Annotated in this window: 20 protein-coding genes; 8 read left to right on the plus strand and 12 right to left on the minus strand. The window is 61.0% G+C overall.

The window, feature by feature from the left end; translation table 11 throughout:
- Positions 1–60: 60 nt before the first annotated feature.
- From ACFWO8_RS26435 to ACFWO8_RS26445, 3 genes are read left to right on the plus strand one after another with little or no spacing between them, the layout of a single operon-like run.
- Positions 61–360: a nucleotidyltransferase family protein gene (locus ACFWO8_RS26435; protein ID WP_378964398.1), complete on the plus strand. Its 300-nt coding sequence runs from the start codon at positions 61–63 to the stop codon at positions 358–360.
- Positions 347–736 (plus strand): DUF86 domain-containing protein, encoded by a 390-nt coding sequence (locus tag ACFWO8_RS26440; protein WP_378964402.1) that lies wholly within the window; start codon positions 347–349, stop codon positions 734–736. The genes ACFWO8_RS26435 and ACFWO8_RS26440 overlap by 14 nt, the downstream gene beginning before the upstream one ends.
- Before the next feature lie 30 nt (positions 737–766).
- The gene (locus tag ACFWO8_RS26445; protein WP_378964405.1) at positions 767–1,078 is read left to right on the plus strand and encodes a pyrimidine/purine nucleoside phosphorylase; all 312 of its coding nucleotides are present in this window, start codon (positions 767–769) and stop codon (positions 1,076–1,078) included.
- Between the two features lie 47 nt (positions 1,079–1,125).
- Here ACFWO8_RS26445 and ACFWO8_RS26450 read toward each other — a convergent pair whose 3' ends face one another.
- The 4 genes from ACFWO8_RS26450 to ACFWO8_RS26465 form a co-directional block, all read right to left on the minus strand.
- Positions 1,126–1,659 (minus strand): hypothetical protein, encoded by a 534-nt coding sequence (locus ACFWO8_RS26450; protein WP_378921048.1) that lies wholly within the window; start codon positions 1,657–1,659, stop codon positions 1,126–1,128.
- Between the two features lie 79 nt (positions 1,660–1,738).
- Complete coding sequence (locus tag ACFWO8_RS26455) at positions 1,739–2,479, minus strand: glucose 1-dehydrogenase (protein WP_378964412.1); 741 nt, start codon at positions 2,477–2,479, stop codon at positions 1,739–1,741.
- A 135-nt stretch (positions 2,480–2,614) separates the two neighbouring features.
- Complete coding sequence (locus tag ACFWO8_RS26460) at positions 2,615–3,241, minus strand: hypothetical protein (protein WP_378964417.1); 627 nt, start codon at positions 3,239–3,241, stop codon at positions 2,615–2,617.
- 146 nt (positions 3,242–3,387) lie between these two features.
- Positions 3,388–4,029 carry a TetR/AcrR family transcriptional regulator gene (locus tag ACFWO8_RS26465; protein ID WP_378964423.1) on the minus strand — a complete coding sequence of 214 codons (642 nt, stop codon included), beginning with the start codon at positions 4,027–4,029 and terminating at the stop codon, positions 3,388–3,390.
- Between the two features lie 180 nt (positions 4,030–4,209).
- Here ACFWO8_RS26465 and ACFWO8_RS26470 point away from each other — a divergent pair, with 180 nt between their 5' ends.
- Complete coding sequence (locus ACFWO8_RS26470; protein ID WP_378928180.1) at positions 4,210–4,425, plus strand: hypothetical protein; 216 nt, start codon at positions 4,210–4,212, stop codon at positions 4,423–4,425.
- Positions 4,422–5,933, plus strand: coding sequence for a hypothetical protein (locus tag ACFWO8_RS26475; protein ID WP_378964427.1), 1,512 nt, complete (start codon positions 4,422–4,424; stop codon positions 5,931–5,933). Before ACFWO8_RS26470 ends, ACFWO8_RS26475 begins: the two co-directional genes overlap by 4 nt.
- 159 nt (positions 5,934–6,092) lie before the next feature.
- Here the strand turns inward: ACFWO8_RS26475 and ACFWO8_RS26480 are convergent, their stop codons facing one another.
- From ACFWO8_RS26480 to ACFWO8_RS26490, 3 genes are all read right to left on the minus strand, one after another.
- Positions 6,093–7,226: an LppA family lipoprotein gene (locus ACFWO8_RS26480; RefSeq protein WP_378964432.1), complete on the minus strand. Its 1,134-nt coding sequence runs from the start codon at positions 7,224–7,226 to the stop codon at positions 6,093–6,095.
- A 65-nt stretch (positions 7,227–7,291) separates the two neighbouring features.
- The gene (locus ACFWO8_RS26485; RefSeq protein ID WP_378964437.1) at positions 7,292–9,157 is read right to left on the minus strand and encodes an alpha/beta hydrolase; all 1,866 of its coding nucleotides are present in this window, start codon (positions 9,155–9,157) and stop codon (positions 7,292–7,294) included.
- Entirely contained in the window at positions 9,154–9,474 is a 321-nt protein-coding gene (locus ACFWO8_RS26490; RefSeq protein ID WP_378964440.1) for a hypothetical protein, read from the minus strand. Before ACFWO8_RS26490 ends, ACFWO8_RS26485 begins: the two co-directional genes overlap by 4 nt.
- Before the next feature lie 110 nt (positions 9,475–9,584).
- On the opposite strand from ACFWO8_RS26490, the gene ACFWO8_RS26495 reads away from it, so the two are divergent.
- Positions 9,585–10,130 (plus strand): hypothetical protein, encoded by a 546-nt coding sequence (locus ACFWO8_RS26495; protein ID WP_378964446.1) that lies wholly within the window; start codon positions 9,585–9,587, stop codon positions 10,128–10,130.
- A 57-nt stretch (positions 10,131–10,187) separates the two neighbouring features.
- Here ACFWO8_RS26495 and ACFWO8_RS26500 read toward each other — a convergent pair whose 3' ends face one another.
- Both ACFWO8_RS26500 and ACFWO8_RS26505 read right to left on the minus strand, forming a co-directional pair.
- A complete protein-coding gene (locus tag ACFWO8_RS26500; RefSeq protein ID WP_378964449.1) occupies positions 10,188–10,631 on the minus strand; it encodes a hypothetical protein in 444 nt (147 codons plus the stop codon).
- Entirely contained in the window at positions 10,613–10,867 is a 255-nt protein-coding gene (locus tag ACFWO8_RS26505; RefSeq protein ID WP_378964706.1) for a hypothetical protein, read from the minus strand. Before ACFWO8_RS26505 ends, ACFWO8_RS26500 begins: the two co-directional genes overlap by 19 nt.
- Between ACFWO8_RS26505 and ACFWO8_RS26510 the strand changes: the two genes are divergently transcribed.
- Positions 10,826–11,086 (plus strand): HNH endonuclease family protein, encoded by a 261-nt coding sequence (locus ACFWO8_RS26510; RefSeq protein ID WP_378964697.1) that lies wholly within the window; start codon positions 10,826–10,828, stop codon positions 11,084–11,086. The genes ACFWO8_RS26505 and ACFWO8_RS26510 overlap by 42 nt on opposite strands.
- A gap of 244 nt (positions 11,087–11,330) precedes the next feature.
- Entirely contained in the window at positions 11,331–11,639 is a 309-nt protein-coding gene (locus ACFWO8_RS26515; protein WP_378964702.1) for an MGMT family protein, read from the plus strand.
- 416 nt (positions 11,640–12,055) lie between these two features.
- On the opposite strand, the gene ACFWO8_RS26520 is transcribed toward ACFWO8_RS26515, so the two are convergent.
- The 3 genes from ACFWO8_RS26520 to ACFWO8_RS26530 are packed head-to-tail and all read right to left on the minus strand — an operon-like array spanning position 12,056 to position 16,888.
- Complete coding sequence (locus ACFWO8_RS26520) at positions 12,056–14,611, minus strand: GIY-YIG nuclease family protein (RefSeq protein WP_378964452.1); 2,556 nt, start codon at positions 14,609–14,611, stop codon at positions 12,056–12,058.
- Positions 14,604–16,268, minus strand: a complete 1,665-nt coding sequence (locus tag ACFWO8_RS26525; protein ID WP_378964460.1) for an Eco57I restriction-modification methylase domain-containing protein — start codon at positions 16,266–16,268, stop codon at positions 14,604–14,606. The genes ACFWO8_RS26520 and ACFWO8_RS26525 overlap by 8 nt, the downstream gene beginning before the upstream one ends.
- Entirely contained in the window at positions 16,265–16,888 is a 624-nt protein-coding gene (locus tag ACFWO8_RS26530; protein WP_378964466.1) for an N-6 DNA methylase, read from the minus strand. The genes ACFWO8_RS26525 and ACFWO8_RS26530 overlap by 4 nt, the downstream gene beginning before the upstream one ends.
- Positions 16,889–17,028 lie beyond the last annotated feature (140 nt).

Here is a 17,028-nt window from a genome sequence, read left to right on the forward strand (position 1 = left end):
CGCTGGTGCTCCCAGTTAAACTGGGAGCACCACTGGCAAGGTGTCCTTCGAGGAGACGAGATGGCGATCGATTTCGACGCGCTGATGCCACAAATACGCGCGCTGTGCGAGAAGTACGACGTTGCCGAACTGTCGGTCTTCGGGTCTGTGGCCCGCGGGTCGGATGGGCCGGACAGCGACGTCGACCTGCTCTACCTCCTGAAGCCGGACACCCAGATCGGGCTGGAGTTCTTCGGGTTCCAGGAAGAACTAGAGGAACTCCTAGGCCGCAAGGTCGACGTTGTTCCGAAGAAGTACCTGCACTGGTTCATTCGCGATGCCGTACTGGCGGAAGCGAAGGACCTGCATGTCGCGGCGTGAAGACCTGTACCTCGCCGACATCGTCACCGCCTACTACCGAATCGCCTCCTACCTCGAAAACCTCACCTTCGCGGATTTCCAGAAGGACGATCTCCGCCAGGATGGCGTGATCCGCCAGCTTGCGATCATCGGCGAAGCCGCGTCGTCGCTCGCTCCAGCAACCCGTGACGCACAGCCGGAGATTCCATGGAAGCTGGTGCGGGGCATGCGAAACATGCTGATTCATCAGTACTTCGACGCCGACTTGATCATCGTGTTCAACGCCGCCACGAAGAGCGTGCCGGATCTGGCCGACCGCATCCTGGCGATCCTGGCACAACGCGACCCGGACGAGGCCGAGCGCGTGCTTGCCCAGAAGCCCTCATCGCTAGACTGAGCCTCCCCTAACTAATTCGTGGAAGGACCCATGTCGAAGTTCGAGAACGTCTCCGTCAGCAAGAAGGCCAATGTCTACTTCGACGGCAAGTGCGTCAGCTACAGCCTCGAGATGCCCGATGGCGCCTCGGTGTCGGTCGGCGTGATCCAGCCGTCGTCGCTCACCTTTACCACCAACGCTCCGGAGATCATGGAGCTGGTCGCGGGTGAGGCCAACGTGACGTTGGCCGGTACGACCGAAGCCATCACCTACCGTGCGGGCGAGTCGTTCAAGATCCCCGGCGACAGCTCGTTCGACATCGAGGTCGTCGACACCATGCACTACGTCTGCTACTACGGCTGACGAACCGGAGCCGGGGCGACCAGCTCGGTCGCCCCGGTTCGCCGGATCTACTTCACGAGGAACTCGTCCTTGTACAACCGGTTGGGCCGCGGGGCGGTGGCCTCGCTCAATTCCGCCTGAAAGTCGCTCTCGCGCTTGGTCCTCGGCCGGTAGCTGCCACCGAAGGTGACCATCACCGACCCGCCGACACCGGTCGTGCCACGAGCCGAGATCGTCTCCCGGCCCGCGTTGAACACCGTCGCCACATCGCGCCCGTCGTTGCCGACCGCGATCTGGCCGTCATGGAAGAACTGCACGAACGTCCCGTTATCCGCACCAACGGTCGCGGCGACCGTGTGACCCTTTTCCGGGTCGAGCTCGAACTCCGCATCGCACTGCTGACGCCGGTCCACTGGCCCGGCAGTCCCGAGCGTGCGCCCGATTCCGAGCAGCACGGTCTCGCCGAGGGCGTTGTGCCGCTCGCGACCTTCTTCGGTCCACAGATGGGTGGTCGACCAAACCTTCACGCGCCCGTCATCGAAAAGCGACACCCGGTCGTCGGTGCCGTTGCTGATCAGATATTTCGCACTGTTGGGGGCCATCCCTCCATCTTCCTCGCTTTCGCGCGCCGAGATAACACGTTCGGGTGAGCTGATCGCCCATCACGCTCTGCGCGCCAGGTCAGAAGCTTTTGTGCGGCACACCGACGGTGAGCCCACCGTCCACCACGAACTCCGCGCCGGTCGAGTACGAGGACTCGTCGGAGGCCAGGTACGCCACCAGCGTCGACACCTCATCCGGTTCGGCCGCCCGAGCCAGCGGAATCTGCAAGAAGTCCGCAGGAATCCCTTCCGTCATCGGCGTGGAAATCATCCCCGGATGCACCGAGTTCACCCGAATCCCGTGCGGCGCGAGCTCGAGCGCCGCCGACTTGGTGAGCCCACGCACCGCGAACTTCGTCGCCGTGTACCCGTGCAGACCAGGGCTACCCCGCATCCCCTCCACCGAGGAGATGTTCACGATCGACCCGCCACCGGAATCCTTCATCGCCGGAATCGCCGCCCGCATACCGAGAAACGTGCCGGTCAGATTGATATCGAGGATCCGCTGCCACTCGTCCAACGCGAAATCCGCCAGCAGATTCCCATTGACGATCCCCGCGTTGTTCACCAGCACATGCAGGCCACTGAACTCCTCGACCGCGGCCGCCACGATCGCCGTCCACTGCTCCGGCTCGCGAACATCGAGATGCCGGTACGCCACCGCATCACCGAGTTCCTTTGCCACCGCGGCGCCTTCGTCATCGAGCACATCCCCGATCACCACCGACGCCCCCTCGGCGACAAACCGCCGAGCGTGCGCCGCCCCCATCCCCCGAGCCCCACCACTGATCACCGCAACTTTACCGGCCAACCGTCCCATATCCGCACACTCCTTCGTAGAACCGAAACTCCTCACACCGTATGAGGATGGTCCCTTCGAAGGGGCAGTATAGCTAGAACACGTTCTAATTCAGCTCGGTGATGCACTCACGGGAGCGCCGGCCGCGAGCTGGAATCAGCAGGCGATGTTGGCCGCGCCCGACGACTCGAACGAGATGTGCACGTGGTCGTAGTGGTTCTGCGTCGGGCTGCCGCGATCCTCCATGTAGGACCAGCCGTTGCCGTCGTTGTATTGCTGCTGCCAGATCACATACGTGACTCCGAAGCGCGCCTTGTTGGCCAGCACGAAATCGGCGATCGTATTGCCCAGCGCGAGGTTGCCCGTCATCACATCGAGCGCTTGCCCCGCGCCATGATCACCGTCGTAGCGACCGTGCGCACCACCGATATCCGATACCCCGAACATCTTCTGCAGCAGGTTTCCGACCTGAGCCACGTGCGGCAGAGTTCCGTTGAACTCCGTCCCGCACAACACCTTTACCTTCAGCGCCGACAACGCCGCCAGCTCGTCATCCGCCCTGACAATCGGCCCCGGCTGCGGCTCATCGTGCTTCGGCGCCGCGGCGATCGGGTCGGGCTCGATGGCCGAAGTCGACAGCGGTTCGACCGAAGCCACCGTCTCGACCTCCGCACCCGGCCGCATCACCATCATCAACATGCCGGGGATGGTCGCCGCGAGACTGCATACGGCCAGCGGCAGCCGGCTCTTGGGAGCCGACGGTTTGCGATGCGAAGCAGTCACGTTGTCAATCACCAGTCATTGTCGAGAGCAGGTCACTGTCAGATTACGAAATGGTCGCGGAAAAGTCACGTCCAGATACACACCAACAGTTGGACCAGCATCTATCACCGAGAACGTTCGCGCAATCCCACACCCGCGTGTCGGCCTCAGACATCGTCCGCGTCCGGGTTCAGCGCCGCCAGCGTGACGAAGATCGGCACCTCCGGATCCGCCGCGATCCCGCGCCCGCGCAGATACGCATCGATCATCCCCCACACCAATACGTGCACCCTGCTGACGAATTGACCGGCGTCCGGCTCGACGTCGTCGAGCCACAGATCGGTGAGCACGATCATCACCCCGACGATCGCCCGCGCCAGATACTCGATTCCGTCGGCATCCAGCGGAATCGCCTCCGCCACCGCACGAGCCCTCCTCGCGAAACGACCCGCCACCGCACTGGCGAGGTCGTATTGTCCGGTCGCCCCCTCACGGTTCGCGCTCGTCTGCGTCAGAAACCGGAAAACGTTGGGGTGAGCCAGAATTCCGACCGTGTAGTCGGCGAGCGCGCGATCGATCGCGGCGCGGGGTGGCTGCAACAGCATGGTCGGGTCGGTCCCCGTCGCAGCGAACGCCGAGTCGGCGAACCGAGCACCGATGGCCGCGTAGAGATCGCCTTTGTCGCTGAACTGCCGATACAGACGCGGTTTGGTGATACCCGCCTCGACAGCGAAAGCATCCATGCTCGGATGCGGCCCATCCCGGTCGAGCACCCTGATCGCGGCCTCGACGATGACATCCCGAGTCACCGGCGGAGGTCGTCGGCTGGCGCGGGTCACGGTCGGCAACGATACACGTACCAGCAGTACGCTCGAAGTATTCACGTATCGCCGGCGCAGAGGTCTTTACATGAGACATACCGTACCGGCAGTATCGTTGTTCGTACCGGCAGTACGAACTACCGGACATCGCATCGAAGGAGACGGTCCGTGTCGGATGCCCTGCGCCAACTCACCGCAACACTCGGCGCCCCACCGCCACCCGACTTCGCCACCCTCACCCCCGACGAGCTGGCACTCCTCGACGACTACGTCCGCGCCGCCCTCGACCACCGCAAGGCCGCCCTCGACGGCGCCCTCGACTCCGGCATGCGCCTGATCCCCCGCCTGGCCCGCCCCGCCGTGAAGAAGGTGCTCGGACTATGACCACAACCCACCACACCACCGTCGAGCTGGCCAAACTGGCCCGCGTCCTCGACCGCGACCCCTCCGACCTGCAGTTCCTCGCCACCCTCCCACCTGCGGCCCTGCGCGAATTCCGCGACCAGATCACCGATCTCACCGCCCGCCGCGAGGCCCGCCGCATGCAGCGCGTCGGCGCCGCCGCCAAGCTCGTCCCCGCCCCCATCGCCGCCAAGATCACCGAAGCCGCCTTCGGCCCGGTCCTGGCCGCCGCGATCGCCGGCTCGGTCGACCCCGCACGCGCCGTAGCGATCGCCAGCGCGCTCTCCCCCACCTTCCTCGCCGACGCCACCCTCACCCTCGACCCCCGCCGAGCCGTCGAACTGATCGCCCAGGTCCCCGGCCCGATGGCCGCGGCCGTCGCCAGCGAATTGATCACCCGCGGCGACTATCTGACGATGGGCAACCTCGCAGGATCAGTCCCCGACTCCGTCCTGCGCGCGGCCCTGCCCCACGCCTCCGACCTCGATATCCTCGAAGTCGGCTACTACCTCGAGGAAACCTCAGCAGCCGACCGCCTCCTCACCGTCGTCACCGACCGCGTCCCCGGTGTCATCCGAGCAACCCACGACGCAGGCGAATGGCCCAAAGCGATCACCCTGCTCGCCCTCCTGGGCCCCACCGAACGCTCCCGCCTGGCCAACGTCGTAGCCGCCCAAGAAGACGAAGTAATCGACGGCCTCCTCACCGCAGTAGAAGAACTCGACGCCTGGGACACCCTCCTCCCCGTAGCCGCAGGCATGGCCCCCACAGCCCTCCAACGCCTAGCCCAACGCCCCACCATGCAAAACCCCACCCTCCTCACCAAAATCGCCAACCTAGCCCTAACCCAAAACCTCTGGCTCTCCCTACTCCCCCTAGCCACCCACCTCTCCCCCACCCAACTCCACACCGTCGCCGCCCGAGTAGCCACCGAACCCGACGCCTCCCTAACCACCCTCATAGAACAAGCCCACACCGAAAACCACTGGCCAACCCTCCTCCCAGTAGCTCTGGCCCTCGATGCCCCCGACCGCAAACGCCTGGCCTCCCTCCCCGTAATGCACCGCCCCGACTTCCTCACCGCCGCCATAGAAGCCACCGCCACCCACAACCTCTGGCCCGAAGCCCTCCCCCTCCTCAACGACCTCCCCACCACAACCCACGACACCCTCGCGACCACCATAAACACCCTCACCGACAACGAATTCCGAGCCGCGGTCCAAGCCGCCCCCGCAGCCGATTGCACCACAACCCTGATACAAATCCTTCTCAGCCAGGACTTCTCCGCTCGATCCCGCTCCCTCACCATCATCAACGAATCCGACAACCTGGACACCCTTGTCCGCACTATCACCACGCGAGATCCCGCCATCTGGCAAGGCTTGTCCGACATCCGCACAGAAATCCCCGAACAACTCCGCAACCTGCTCACCGCGCATGCAACTCGATGCGGTCAACCAGAACTCGCGGACAATCTGACTGCCAGCTGATCGTCCGGGGACCTATCAGCGTCTCGAGACTGTGGAAGTCGTGAAGGACGCTCGTGCGGGACACGCATTGCGGTACAGCGTGTTCCGCAGCGAAGCAGTGCCGGATGCCGACGGCCTTACCCTGAAAGCCTCACTGCATCGGGATTGCGCAAAGCCTGGTCATCGCGGTCGCGCAATCGGGGTTGTCGGCGTTGGAAAAGGAGTCGGATAGGGGACATACTCGCCAGGGCCCGGCAGCCCGGACCTACGCAGACGCGGGTTCTCGGCAAGACGACATCCGGTCTGAGCGGTGATCGTCACGGTGAGCTGGTTCTTCCGGACAGAGATGCGGGCACCGTCCTCGCTGTTGACGAAGTCCTGGTGGTAGTTGCCGGGTATCTCGCTGATCACCGGCAGCGTCGCGCCGAAACGGGCGGCGACTTCGCGGGCACGGTCAGCGAACTGCTGCCAGCCATTGTCAGGAATGGCTGAGAGCGAAATGACCTTGACCTCGTAGTCCTCCAGTGCGAGCGCCGTTCCCTGGGTTTGGTCGTAGGGACGTCCGCAAGGCTTCGGCTCATACGAAATCCCAGAGTCCCATTCGAACGTCTCGGACTGGAGGAAGCCGTTAACGGCCGCGCCGATTTCCTCGACAGCGGAACGCATCTCGGCGAGTTCGTCTTCGAGGCTGCGGCGTTGAAGTAGGCGTTGCTCGGCTGCGGCCGTTTCTTCAAGGGTGGTGGGAGTCGGCTGACCGGCATGGGTGAGCTGCGCTTCGTACAAGCGGCAGCCGACCTTGGTTTCGATGGAGATCCCCTGGTTCCGGCCCAGCCAGATCCTGGTCCCGTCCTCCGGGTTGTAGAACGCACCGCCACCTACGAGCGGGTCCGGTCCAGAGGAGGGAACAGTCGCACCAACACGCTCCGCGATGTTCTTAACCCGCAGCGCGAACTGCTGCCACACTTCATCCGAAACGGCGACAGTCGGAGCAGAACTGTAACTCTCCAGACCGATCATCGCTCCGCCCGTCTGGTCATAGGGCTTGAAACATTGCTCGGTGCGGAGGTAGTCGCTCTTCGACCACTCGAAGGTGATACCTGGGATCAACTCGGCAGCGACTGCCGCGATTTCCATCGTCGTGGATCGCATCGCGGTAAATTCCGCCTCCGCACTGGGGCGTTCGCGCAGCCGCTGTGTCGCGGCGGCCGTCTCCTCCGGACCGGTGATGGTTGGGTGAGTGCGTGCCGCATCACATCCGATGACAAGACTCGAAGTGGCAAGACAGCACATCGCTACCACGAGCAGGTCGCGCACCTTCGCTATCTGTTGCCTCGTCCGGGTACGTCGTTTGCGTTGCGCCACCGTCGATCGTCGAGTCATCAGCCAGTCTTCGGGTTGGTGGCGTTCTCCGGCAATCCGGCGACGATCGCGGCGAGGTTGTAGCCCGAGCGGTGCAGGTTGCCGTTCGAACCCGTCCGACCGTATTCCGAGTGGGGGTTCTCGGCGCCGCTCTCGTAGTGCTGGTCACCGACGGTGATCGGGTCAGTGCTCAGATGGGTGACCCAGGGCATCTCGTCCGGGCTCCGGCCGAACGAATCGAGGTTGCCGACGATCTCGCCGTGTTCGGTCATCTCGTAAACGTGGCCGTTGCGGAGCCCGAGATCGCCCGCGTTCTCCACCGCGTCGTTGAACCCGAGGTTGGTGATGGGCGAACCCAATCCGTTCAGGCCCGGCTGACCCGGAATGTCGGCACCCAAGCCCGGCGACCCGTAGAAGACGACGTCGTCGACAACGCCGGACTGCTGCTGCAAGGCGTGGCTGGTCGCCAACGATCCGTAGGAGTGGCCGAGCGCGGTGATATGGGGATCGTTCTTCTCGCTGGCGACGTCGAGGCCGGTGTAAAACGACGACAACGGTTGCGCCGCTTCCTGTGCACGACCTTCGTTGGTGACGTTGATCATGTCGGGCTCGACTTCGGACAGACTCCCCATCCCACCCTGCGGCGGGTCGTAACCGAACCAGGACACCGCCGCGATTTCTTCACCCTCACGCCCCTCCGCTTTCAGTTGGGACTGAGAGGTTTCGATCATTTTCCCGGCCTCGCCCAGCATGCCGCCGTTCACGTTTTTCGGCTCGCCGCCACCTAGAAGGGTCGAGTCCAAATCCGAGCCGAGTCCGGGGGTCGTGACTGAAATATGGTCAGCTGTATCGGGATTGCCGACTGACACAGCGGCGCGACCCTGGCGCCCGGACTGCATATCGAGCGCCATCAGATAGCGCGGCGGATTCGACGAGCCAGGGTTGTCCCCGACCGCGGTCTTGACCGCCGCGAGGTCCTTGAGTTTCTGCTCCGTGCGGTCCAGGCCGGTTTGCGCCTCCGCAACTCCGGCCATGTCCCCCGTGGCGCCGGCGGCCACCACGGCAGCCTCGAACCTCGATTTGTCGTCCAGGAGTCGATCCTGTTCGGGCTGGATCATCGCCCGGTTCGCCTTGTCGCGCACCTCGACAGGCAGTCCATCAAGGTTGCCGATGACCCCAGGTGAGCTGGCCTGGACCTCGTTCTTCTGCGCAGTGGTGAGCGAATCCCACCATGCCCGATTTGCTTGCGGTGTAGCACCTTTCGGTGGTTGCGGGGTGCCTGTCGTCGGTGTGCTCTCGTTGTTGAACGAGTCCGGTGTCGGCAGATTCTCGAACGCGGCTTCGATCGCCGCTTTCGCTGCGGTATCGGCATTGACCGCACCGGTCAGGGCGTCCTTGACCCACTTGGTGTGGTCCTTGGCCGACACGTCCAACGCGGCCATGCCGACGGTGTACTTGTCGGCGACCACCTTCGGATCTGTCGACGCGCTCGCGACTGCCGAGTACAGGCGTTGCTTAGCCGTTTCGCCGACCACGCACGTGCCGTCGTCGCGAACCTCGAAACCCTTGCCGATCGCGTCGGCCTTCTTCGACACCAGCAGATCGCGCGCAGACCCGATCGTCGACTGCGCAGTGGCCGCGGCATCCCGACCGCGTTCGAGAGCGTCGATGATGATCAACGCCTTTTTGTGGACCTCGTCGTAGCGGGCCCGCATGGCATCGCCGGTTTCGCGACGGAACGTGTCACGTGAGGCATCGACCGCACGATATTGGGTGTCGACCGCGGTGCGTAGCTCGCCCGCCTGCCGGGTGAACTCGACAGCCTGAGCGCCGAACGCGACCGGTTTCCACGACTCGACCAGCGGAACCGTCAGATGCTGACTCATCGCTCACCTGTCCTTTGCAGCGCACCAGCAAACGCCTGGTCCTGCTGCTGGAACGTGATCACCGCCGCTACGGTCTTGCCGCTCAGCTCCGCCAGCGCGGTCCCCACCGCGCCCATCGCCTTGTCCGCGCGCCGTGACGCGACCTGATACGCCGGTGGAGTGTCACCATTGGGCATGCACTCGTAGACGCCATCGGCGAGTGCACCGCCTTTGCCGATGACTTGGACCTCTTGGCCTGCGGTACCCATCCCCGCGGCGAGTGCGCGCACGGCATCCGGGTCGAGATCGAACGATTCAGCACTCGGTGTCGGACTCACTGGATTTCCCTCCCCCAGGGTTACGCTGCGACGCTCCCCAACGCGATCGACTCCCGGCCACTATAGACTCCCGCAGGCACCGCCAGGATGATCGATAGGGGAACAACATCATGACCGGCGCACTCGATCCACTCCACGCCAACACCGACCGACTTCACGCCGGCATCACTCGACCCGCATCAGCGGCGCTAGTCGGGGCAGTCGCATCGGTGCAGGTCAGCGCCGACGGAGCCCTGGAAGCGATCCACCTCACCGAGGCAGGCCGCCGCCTCGACCCTGACACTCTCGTCGACGCGATCATTCGCCTCCACGCCACGGCGCTCGCCCGGTCTCGCCAGGCTCTAAACGCGGCGATAGCCGAAATCGACAACGATCCACGCCTGCGAGCTCAGCGGGAACGCTATGCGGACGCGCTCGACCAGCCACTGCCACAGCAGCCGTTGTTCCCGACGCAGCAACCAACGTCGCCGCCGCAGTATCAGCCGGTCCCACCACAGCATCAGTCGCCATATACCCAGTCGGTCGCACATGAGCAGCATCCGGGCTGGGCACCTCCAGCGACAACACCAGCGGCGGCCTCTCGGCGCGAACCGACACTAGAAGATGACGAAGCCGACGACGAGTACTTCCAACGGGAATCCTGGCTCGAACGCTAGACCAGAGGGCGCCCAAACCTGCTCAGGCCAGGACGCCAGCCGCGAAAGTGACCGAAATCAACATGCAGCCCGTATAAAGATGATGTCGGTCGCACCTTCGCTCGAATGTGCGACCCATCGAGTTTGAGACACGCCCCCTTCGTCGGCGTGTTCCGCACGACCTGATTCAAGGGCAGGGCAAATCTTTGTGTTACGCCAGTAATCCTTCAAATACTCCGGGACGCCGCGACTGAATCGGTCAATATTTGACCCCACCTTGAATTCATTCATTTCACTGGCCGGAACTTCAACGACCGCGATCATAGTCTCGTCCCCGAAAGATGTCCGGACTTCATACTCCGCCAGTTCGGCTCCCGCCGGGAACCGAAAGGAACCACACGATTCGAGTGCGCGCAGATCTGAACGTTGACCCGCGCAGCCCACAATCACGAATGCAGCTAGAATGACCGCAGCAGCAAGAACTGCCCCACCGAATTTCCGCTTCACAGCTTCTGAACCCATGTTTGGATGGTGTCGGACTGTCCGCGCGCCACATAGCTTCGCGCCCATCCGATCTCTTCGAGATCACGCATATGGGCACCGATTTCATTTGCAGTATTTCTCTTCACGTTGCCGAATGGAATCCAGTTCTTCGCTTCAAAATTATAATAGTTGGCTGCAAGCATTACGCGTCTGACAAGCAGCTGACCGAAGCCATCGTCTCGAGCCCCCTCTATCTCACCGGGCGTAGTGCGCACCGCAAGATCCTGATGACGTGGATCGAGGGCATGTTCCTGTCGAGAGAAACGGCGTCACCGGATTCCCTATCCATCGAACATGTAATGCCCCAATCTCTTTCGGCCAAATGGCGCGCGGATCTGAGCGCCGAACACGGCGTGGACGAGATCGACACCCTGCACGAGAACTACGTCCATACCCTCGGCAATCTCACCCTCACCGGCTACAACGAGAGCTGAAGCAACCACGAGTTCGCCCGCAAGCGAGAAACCCTGCGCGCAAGCAGCATCCGCATGAACCAGGACATCGCCGCGCACGAATCCTGGGGCCCGGGGCAACGCGCGCGAATCCTGGGGCCCGGGGCAAATCGAGAAGCGGAGCTTGGCGCTGGCCGAGCGGATCACAAAATTCTGGGCGGGTCCCGCCGACGAATCAGCCTTCCCAGAAAACCCCACCTGGGCCGAACTCAACCGGCTGCTCACCGTGATTCCCGCCGGACGTTGGACGACCTACGGCGATCTCGCCGTCCTACTCGGCACCGCGCCACAGCCGCTCGGTAACCGCCTCAGGTCCCACCCGGCCCCCAACGCTCACCGAGTTCTCGGCTCCCAGGGCACCGTGTCCGAAGGTTTCAGCTGGCCCGACCCCAATTGCACTGACGACCCCCGTCAACTCCTCGAAACCGAAGGAGTCCGTTTCTCCGCTTACGGCCACGCAGACCCGACCCAGCGCCTGTGTCCCACCGAGCTGAAGCAACTACAGTCCGACGGGGTGCCCGGTCTAACGCGGTAACCCGGCAGCAGCTGTTGGCAACGCGACTGGTCGTCGTGCCCGAGATCGTAGCTTGTAGTACTCCGCTCCAGCTGCCTCGAGCTCGAATCATCCGGACGGCCACGAGGAGGTCAGCGCTGCTGGTCTCATCGAGATCCGGTTCGGTTTCGGCCACCGATTCTCGGGCAGCGGATGCACGCTTGTGCACCGCGGCACGTTGACACGCGTCGCACATGGCGTGTATCGCTTCCCCAAATACCCAGCTGGCGAGTACGACGGACTCATGCTAGCCGCGCTCTGGACGCGCGCCAGTACGCAGCCACCTCCGAAACCCACCACACCCGCCCCTAAATCGGCCGCAAATCCACTTTGAGTGATTCAGCGACGGGATTTGCCGCCGCCGAGAAACCCGACGTGAGTCCGGCGACGGGCCCTCATCAATCGGTCTCCACAGCCTCCTTCGCGACGACAGTGTCGTAGAGGCCAACGTGCCGAAGGTCCTCGTGGGAGTCAATTCCGGTGTAGGACAACGAGGCATCCTCATAGCGCCGGAAAGCGAAGACCGCTTGATTCATTTGCCCCGAATTGAACACGTTGAGCGAGACAAGCAGGTTGAAATCCTCAACAGATAGGCCAGTTACCGTGCGGAAAAGACCGGGTTCAATCTTCGTGATTACGTCCTGAAGGGTGTTCTCCCGGAAGTCGGTCAGGTACATAAAGGCAGGTATACGAGTCGCAAACTTTATCAGCTTCTCTTGAATTTGCTTACGCTTGGACTTGTATTCCTTTTCCTCGTCCGTTAACTCCTTTTTCTCTTTGGACGTAAGCTCCTCACCCTTCGCCTTCTTTGCCTCCTTCACTTTCTCACTCTTGTTGATAACGGTCTCAATAACGTTGTCGCCGAGCGCACGAAAGCCCTCGATGTTCAAGACCGCTTCCAAAGCTTCCTTGTTATTAAGGATCCGCCGCAGAGTGTCGTTGTCTACGTTGACGAGCAAGGCCGACTCCCACTTGCGCGCCAGCAAAGTCGCACTGGTGCCCGCCATTGCGATGTCCAAAATGCCTCCCGCATCGACTTGAGTCATGTGCGATCCATCATAGGCAAGCACAGGCAGGAATGACACGAGATCCTCCACAGACTTCTCAGGGTTGGTCTCGGTCGGATTCAGTCCGATACCATAGTCTGCAAGCTGACGAAGGGCGCGAGTGGGGGCGAAATCAAAGACGAAGCAAACCGGCTTGTACACCTCTTCCTCGTGCGGGTTATCTCCGTTTGGGTTCTTCTGACTCCACGGCGACTGCACTCGAAAAGCGGCTTGGAAATATGTCTCAGGCGACTTGAGGTTTCGCAACATTAGAATTGACGTCCACTGCGCGACCGTTACGCCGGTGGTGAGCTTGCCGCAAGATAGGGTGATGGAGCCTGCCTCGTGACCACTGCCAATCGCTCTCCGGACAGGCGGCAGAGCGTCCAATCCTATTCCAGCAATGCTGCCAGCGACTGTGAGTACCTTGTACCTGCGGAAGAAAGTGTTCTGAGGCTCCGAGAGCAGGTTGGCCATCGCGTGGCACGCGGCGACGTTGGGAAGAAACCAGAAGGAGTGCTGAAGATGGGAAAGGAGACGCACATCTGAATAGGGGAACGGAGGCCGCTCCTTTAGATTGTCTACCTGCGAGGGCGCATACGCACCGCGGATGATGTCGAGCCACTTCTGAACATCGCTCTTGTGTGTGAACTTTGCTGACTTACCTGCACCGGCGGCAGCGAAGAACGCATTGAGGTCAAACTCATCAAATTCACCGCTGTTCGCAATAGACAACAGCTCATCAGGCATCTGATAAGTCATCAGCCGCATCTGCGGGAGTGAGCCGTAAGGGTTCAACTTGTCAGGCCAGGAATTGGCAAAGTTTTCCTTGGCTCGCTGCTCATCCGTGTAGGTCCAATTGAATATTTGTTCCTCGATGAACTCACCGGTTGCCAGAGCTTTGAAGGGTGTGCCCGACAAGTAGAGGTAGGCACGGGTAGTAATCGGAAGAAATTCAGCCTCGTTCTCAGACAGTTCACCAAGGTCTTCATTCACCACCTCAAGATCCCCCGAGAACTCAACGTGGACCTCCTTCTTGGCTACTGCGTCGTCTTCACCTTCGAAGAGTTCCTTGGCCGTGTCGCGCCATGCTCCGAAGTGATACTCATCGAAGACAACCAGATCCCAGTTGATCTCGTGAAGCCACTGATTCTTGGATTTAATGTTGCCCAACTTGTCGCGGCCCAAAAGATCTTGGAATGAACCGAAGTAGACGAGGGGCTTATGCTTGTCCACCGAAAGCGGGTCGACCCCTGACTGCATGCTCATGTACTGCCAGCCGTCGAAGTCAGCGTGGCTCTCAAGGTCAGCCTGCCATGCGTCCTCGACAGCAGGCTTGAAAGTCACTACCAGCACACGCGTCGCACCAATCTTCTTGGCCAACTGGTAGGAAGTGAAGGTCTTTCCGAAGCGCATCTTCGCGTTCCATAGGAAGCGCGGGACGGCATGCATGTTTTCACTCCACACGGAGTTGAAGTATTCGTGAGTCGCTTTAACAGCTGACACCTGCTCCGCCCGCATGGGGAAGGTCTCGTGGTGAGTGCCCGTCAGCTTCTGACCCGTGCGCAGCTCAGTCATTGCCGTCTGCACGTCAGCCAGCGTGCAACGGACCCACTCCCCTGCGCCTGAGGCGGGCTCGACACTCTCAAAGCCCTTGGCATTCAAGCGCGCACGAACCTGATGATCAGTGAAGGATGATCCGTCCAAACGCTCAGCAGGTTCGTCCCATAGAATCTTGGGCCTAATGCCAGCAGTCTTGGTCTGCTCTTCGATCCGCTTCTTCACATTGCGGGTGGTCTGGCCGACCTTGATTAACCCTCCATGAGCGGGGCTATCGATGGTATAGGCATACACCCTCAGCCGCGCGTCAGACTTGGGAGGAAGTAGTTCTTCGATGGGCTTAGACATTGGCTGCCTTACCACTCTCCATCGGCTTGATAAAGGACTCGATGTACGCCTGCTCCTCTGCGGTGATCCCATATTTATGGTATAGGTCAGCATCGGTCCATTTACGATCCCATGCCTGTACTGGAACCCAACGATACATACCGCGGAACACGTGTTGTGCTGGCTTCCGGAGCGAAATTAGAAAACGCGCCAACCTCGTCCGCAGGTACGACTCGACACTTACTGCTTCCGCCTTAGAATCAAGCGGGCCAGCGACGAGGTAAGTCTGCGTGCAGGCCGAGCCCGGTTCACCAAGAATTGGCGGCCCCAACACCACATCCACGCCTGTCTTCTCGCGCTCACGACCAGAACCAGCGACAGGTAGGTAGAGCTTCCATACGTCAATCAATGGAGTATTCTTGCTGATCGCCGACCGTGCCATCGCGCCACTTACGCGACGAGTGCCGTGATTGGCGTAGAGACGCACCGAGCCCTTCCCTGGCTCAATGTCTTGTTTGTAATCCTTGAAGTTCGTTGCAAGCCCGAATGGCGTGTCACCGCTAACGAGTCCTTCAAAGACCTCCTCGCCCAGGGCAAGAACCTTGTGGAGGATGTCCACCGCCCTTTTGTCACGGACGAAGACCTCAAACTCGTCTAGCTTGCGATCGTAAGGGCCAATAGCAAGACCGCCACGATGATAGGTGCACTCGCACAGGCCAGGGTTGTCTCGATCCCACAGGAAGTAGCAGATGCCGCCACCAATTCCGACTGTCGGAAACGCATCCTTCGCGTTCTCGAAATCGACGAGCGTCCGAACTCGATCGTCCGCGAGGAACTCGGCCCTAAATTCACTGAGACCCCTTCCACCAGCCATGAAACGCGACGGAATGACCATACTGAGCAAGCGTGGCTCAAGCTTCATTGCCTGCTTCACGAAGAGCTGGTAGATCGGCGAATCGTTCGTTCCTCCGCCTCCACCTGTCATCTGGTAGGGCGGATTGCCAATAATCACGTCGAACTGCATGTTTGCTCCGAACAGCTCCGCGATGAGAGCATCGATGTCGTCGGTGTGTATGAAGGCGTAGGCATGGGACTCAAGGCTGTCTCCACGGTCGAGAGCAATCTGGCTTGCACCACAGTACTTGCACTTGCCGTTGGTGAACTTCTCGACGCTATTACCGTCCTTGTTGGCGGTGACAACCCGTTCCTTGCCACCGACCCATGTATGTTCGATCCGCTTGAACCAGATGTTTCCGTCCGCGTTGTCAAATGAGTTTGCGATGGAGTGGGGCCCGTTGGCCCACTTTGAGCAGTAGAGGCTCCGACGAGCCAGCATGCTCGTTAGGTCCGAAATGCCAATACCGAAGACCTGTTTGGATAGGATGTGATCGACGCGCTCCTCAAGGTCAGGGATAACGGCTTCCAGCCCTAGTATCAGCCGAGTCGCGATCTCTCGCAGAAATACTCCCGATTTAGTGAAGGGATCGAGGAAGGTTACGTTAGGGTTGGACCACAGGTCGCCTCCGTTGTTGGCCTTCGACCAAGCCATCGCTAAGTTGTCAAGCATGTGGTTGGCGAACTCGGGCGGAGTGAAGACTTCATCATTCGAGAGGTTGGCGATGCAGTTCAAAACATCGGGATTGCGTCCCCGCAGGGCGAAGCTGGCCTTACTGCTCATGAGATAAGATCCCGAACGGTCATGAGCGGATAGCTCTTTGTCGGCGTAAACACCTCATGCTTGCCGATGTCCGCGAACAGGGAGTCCTCGTCGCTGAAGGAGCCCATTTGCGTGAGGGTGTCGAACCGAAAGTCTCGACGCTGGAACTTACCTCTTCCAAAGTAGCCCCACTCCGCGAAGCTGATCGGCGCACCAGCACTATTCAGAAGTGTCTGAGCATCTCCGTGAACGATGTTTTGGCTGAGAACATACTCCGCAGCTGTGTGAAGATCGTCTTCCTCGTGCAGCTCAAGGAATGCGTCGAATACCTCAAGCATGTTCTGACGGCATTCGGCCACATTGTCGGGCAGCAACTCAATGCCATAAATGCACATTAGCGCGTGCAAAGAGTGGTGACGCCTCTCAAAGTCACTCTTTCGATATTTACGTTCGGCTGTCGTAAGTTTGCGCGCCAGCACACGTACGAGAAAGTTGCCAGACCCACACGCTGGCTCAAGAAAACGCGAATCGATGCGCTCCGACTCACCCTTAACCTGATCTAGCATGGCCTCAACCAGCCAATCAGGCGTGAATACCTCGCCGTGATCTGCAACTCGCTTTTTTGACTTCACCAACGACACGATCTCAACCCTTCTGACCGAGGAGCGCTCGGCGTGCAGCGATCTACCCACATACGGGTGAACAGCAGCGCCAATGGTAGTAGATGGCTCCGACACTTCGCGACAGAACAGCAGCCCCGTGACTTGGGGTCAACAATCAA

The sequence above is a fragment of the Nocardia sp. NPDC058480 genome (genome assembly GCF_042720495.1).
GTDB lineage: Bacteria > Actinomycetota > Actinomycetes > Mycobacteriales > Mycobacteriaceae > Nocardia.

Excerpts from the sequence above, each read along its gene's own strand:
- ACFWO8_RS26435 (WP_378964398.1), top strand. The coding sequence starts at position 61 with ATGGCGATCGATTTCGACGCGCTGATGCCACAAATACGCGCGCTGTGC.
- ACFWO8_RS26440 (WP_378964402.1), top strand. The coding sequence starts at position 347 with ATGTCGCGGCGTGAAGACCTGTACCTCGCCGACATCGTCACCGCCTAC.
- ACFWO8_RS26445 (WP_378964405.1), top strand. The coding sequence starts at position 767 with ATGTCGAAGTTCGAGAACGTCTCCGTCAGCAAGAAGGCCAATGTCTAC.
- ACFWO8_RS26450 (WP_378921048.1), bottom strand. The coding sequence starts at position 1,659 with ATGGCCCCCAACAGTGCGAAATATCTGATCAGCAACGGCACCGACGAC.
- ACFWO8_RS26455 (WP_378964412.1), bottom strand. The coding sequence starts at position 2,479 with ATGGGACGGTTGGCCGGTAAAGTTGCGGTGATCAGTGGTGGGGCTCGG.
- ACFWO8_RS26475 (WP_378964427.1), top strand. The coding sequence starts at position 4,422 with ATGACCACAACCCACCACACCACCGTCGAGCTGGCCAAACTGGCCCGC.
- ACFWO8_RS26485 (WP_378964437.1), bottom strand. The coding sequence starts at position 9,157 with ATGAGTCAGCATCTGACGGTTCCGCTGGTCGAGTCGTGGAAACCGGTC.
- ACFWO8_RS26495 (WP_378964446.1), top strand. The coding sequence starts at position 9,585 with ATGACCGGCGCACTCGATCCACTCCACGCCAACACCGACCGACTTCAC.
- ACFWO8_RS26500 (WP_378964449.1), bottom strand. The coding sequence starts at position 10,631 with ATGGGTTCAGAAGCTGTGAAGCGGAAATTCGGTGGGGCAGTTCTTGCT.
- ACFWO8_RS26520 (WP_378964452.1), bottom strand. The coding sequence starts at position 14,611 with ATGTCTAAGCCCATCGAAGAACTACTTCCTCCCAAGTCTGACGCGCGG.
- ACFWO8_RS26525 (WP_378964460.1), bottom strand. The coding sequence starts at position 16,268 with ATGAGCAGTAAGGCCAGCTTCGCCCTGCGGGGACGCAATCCCGATGTT.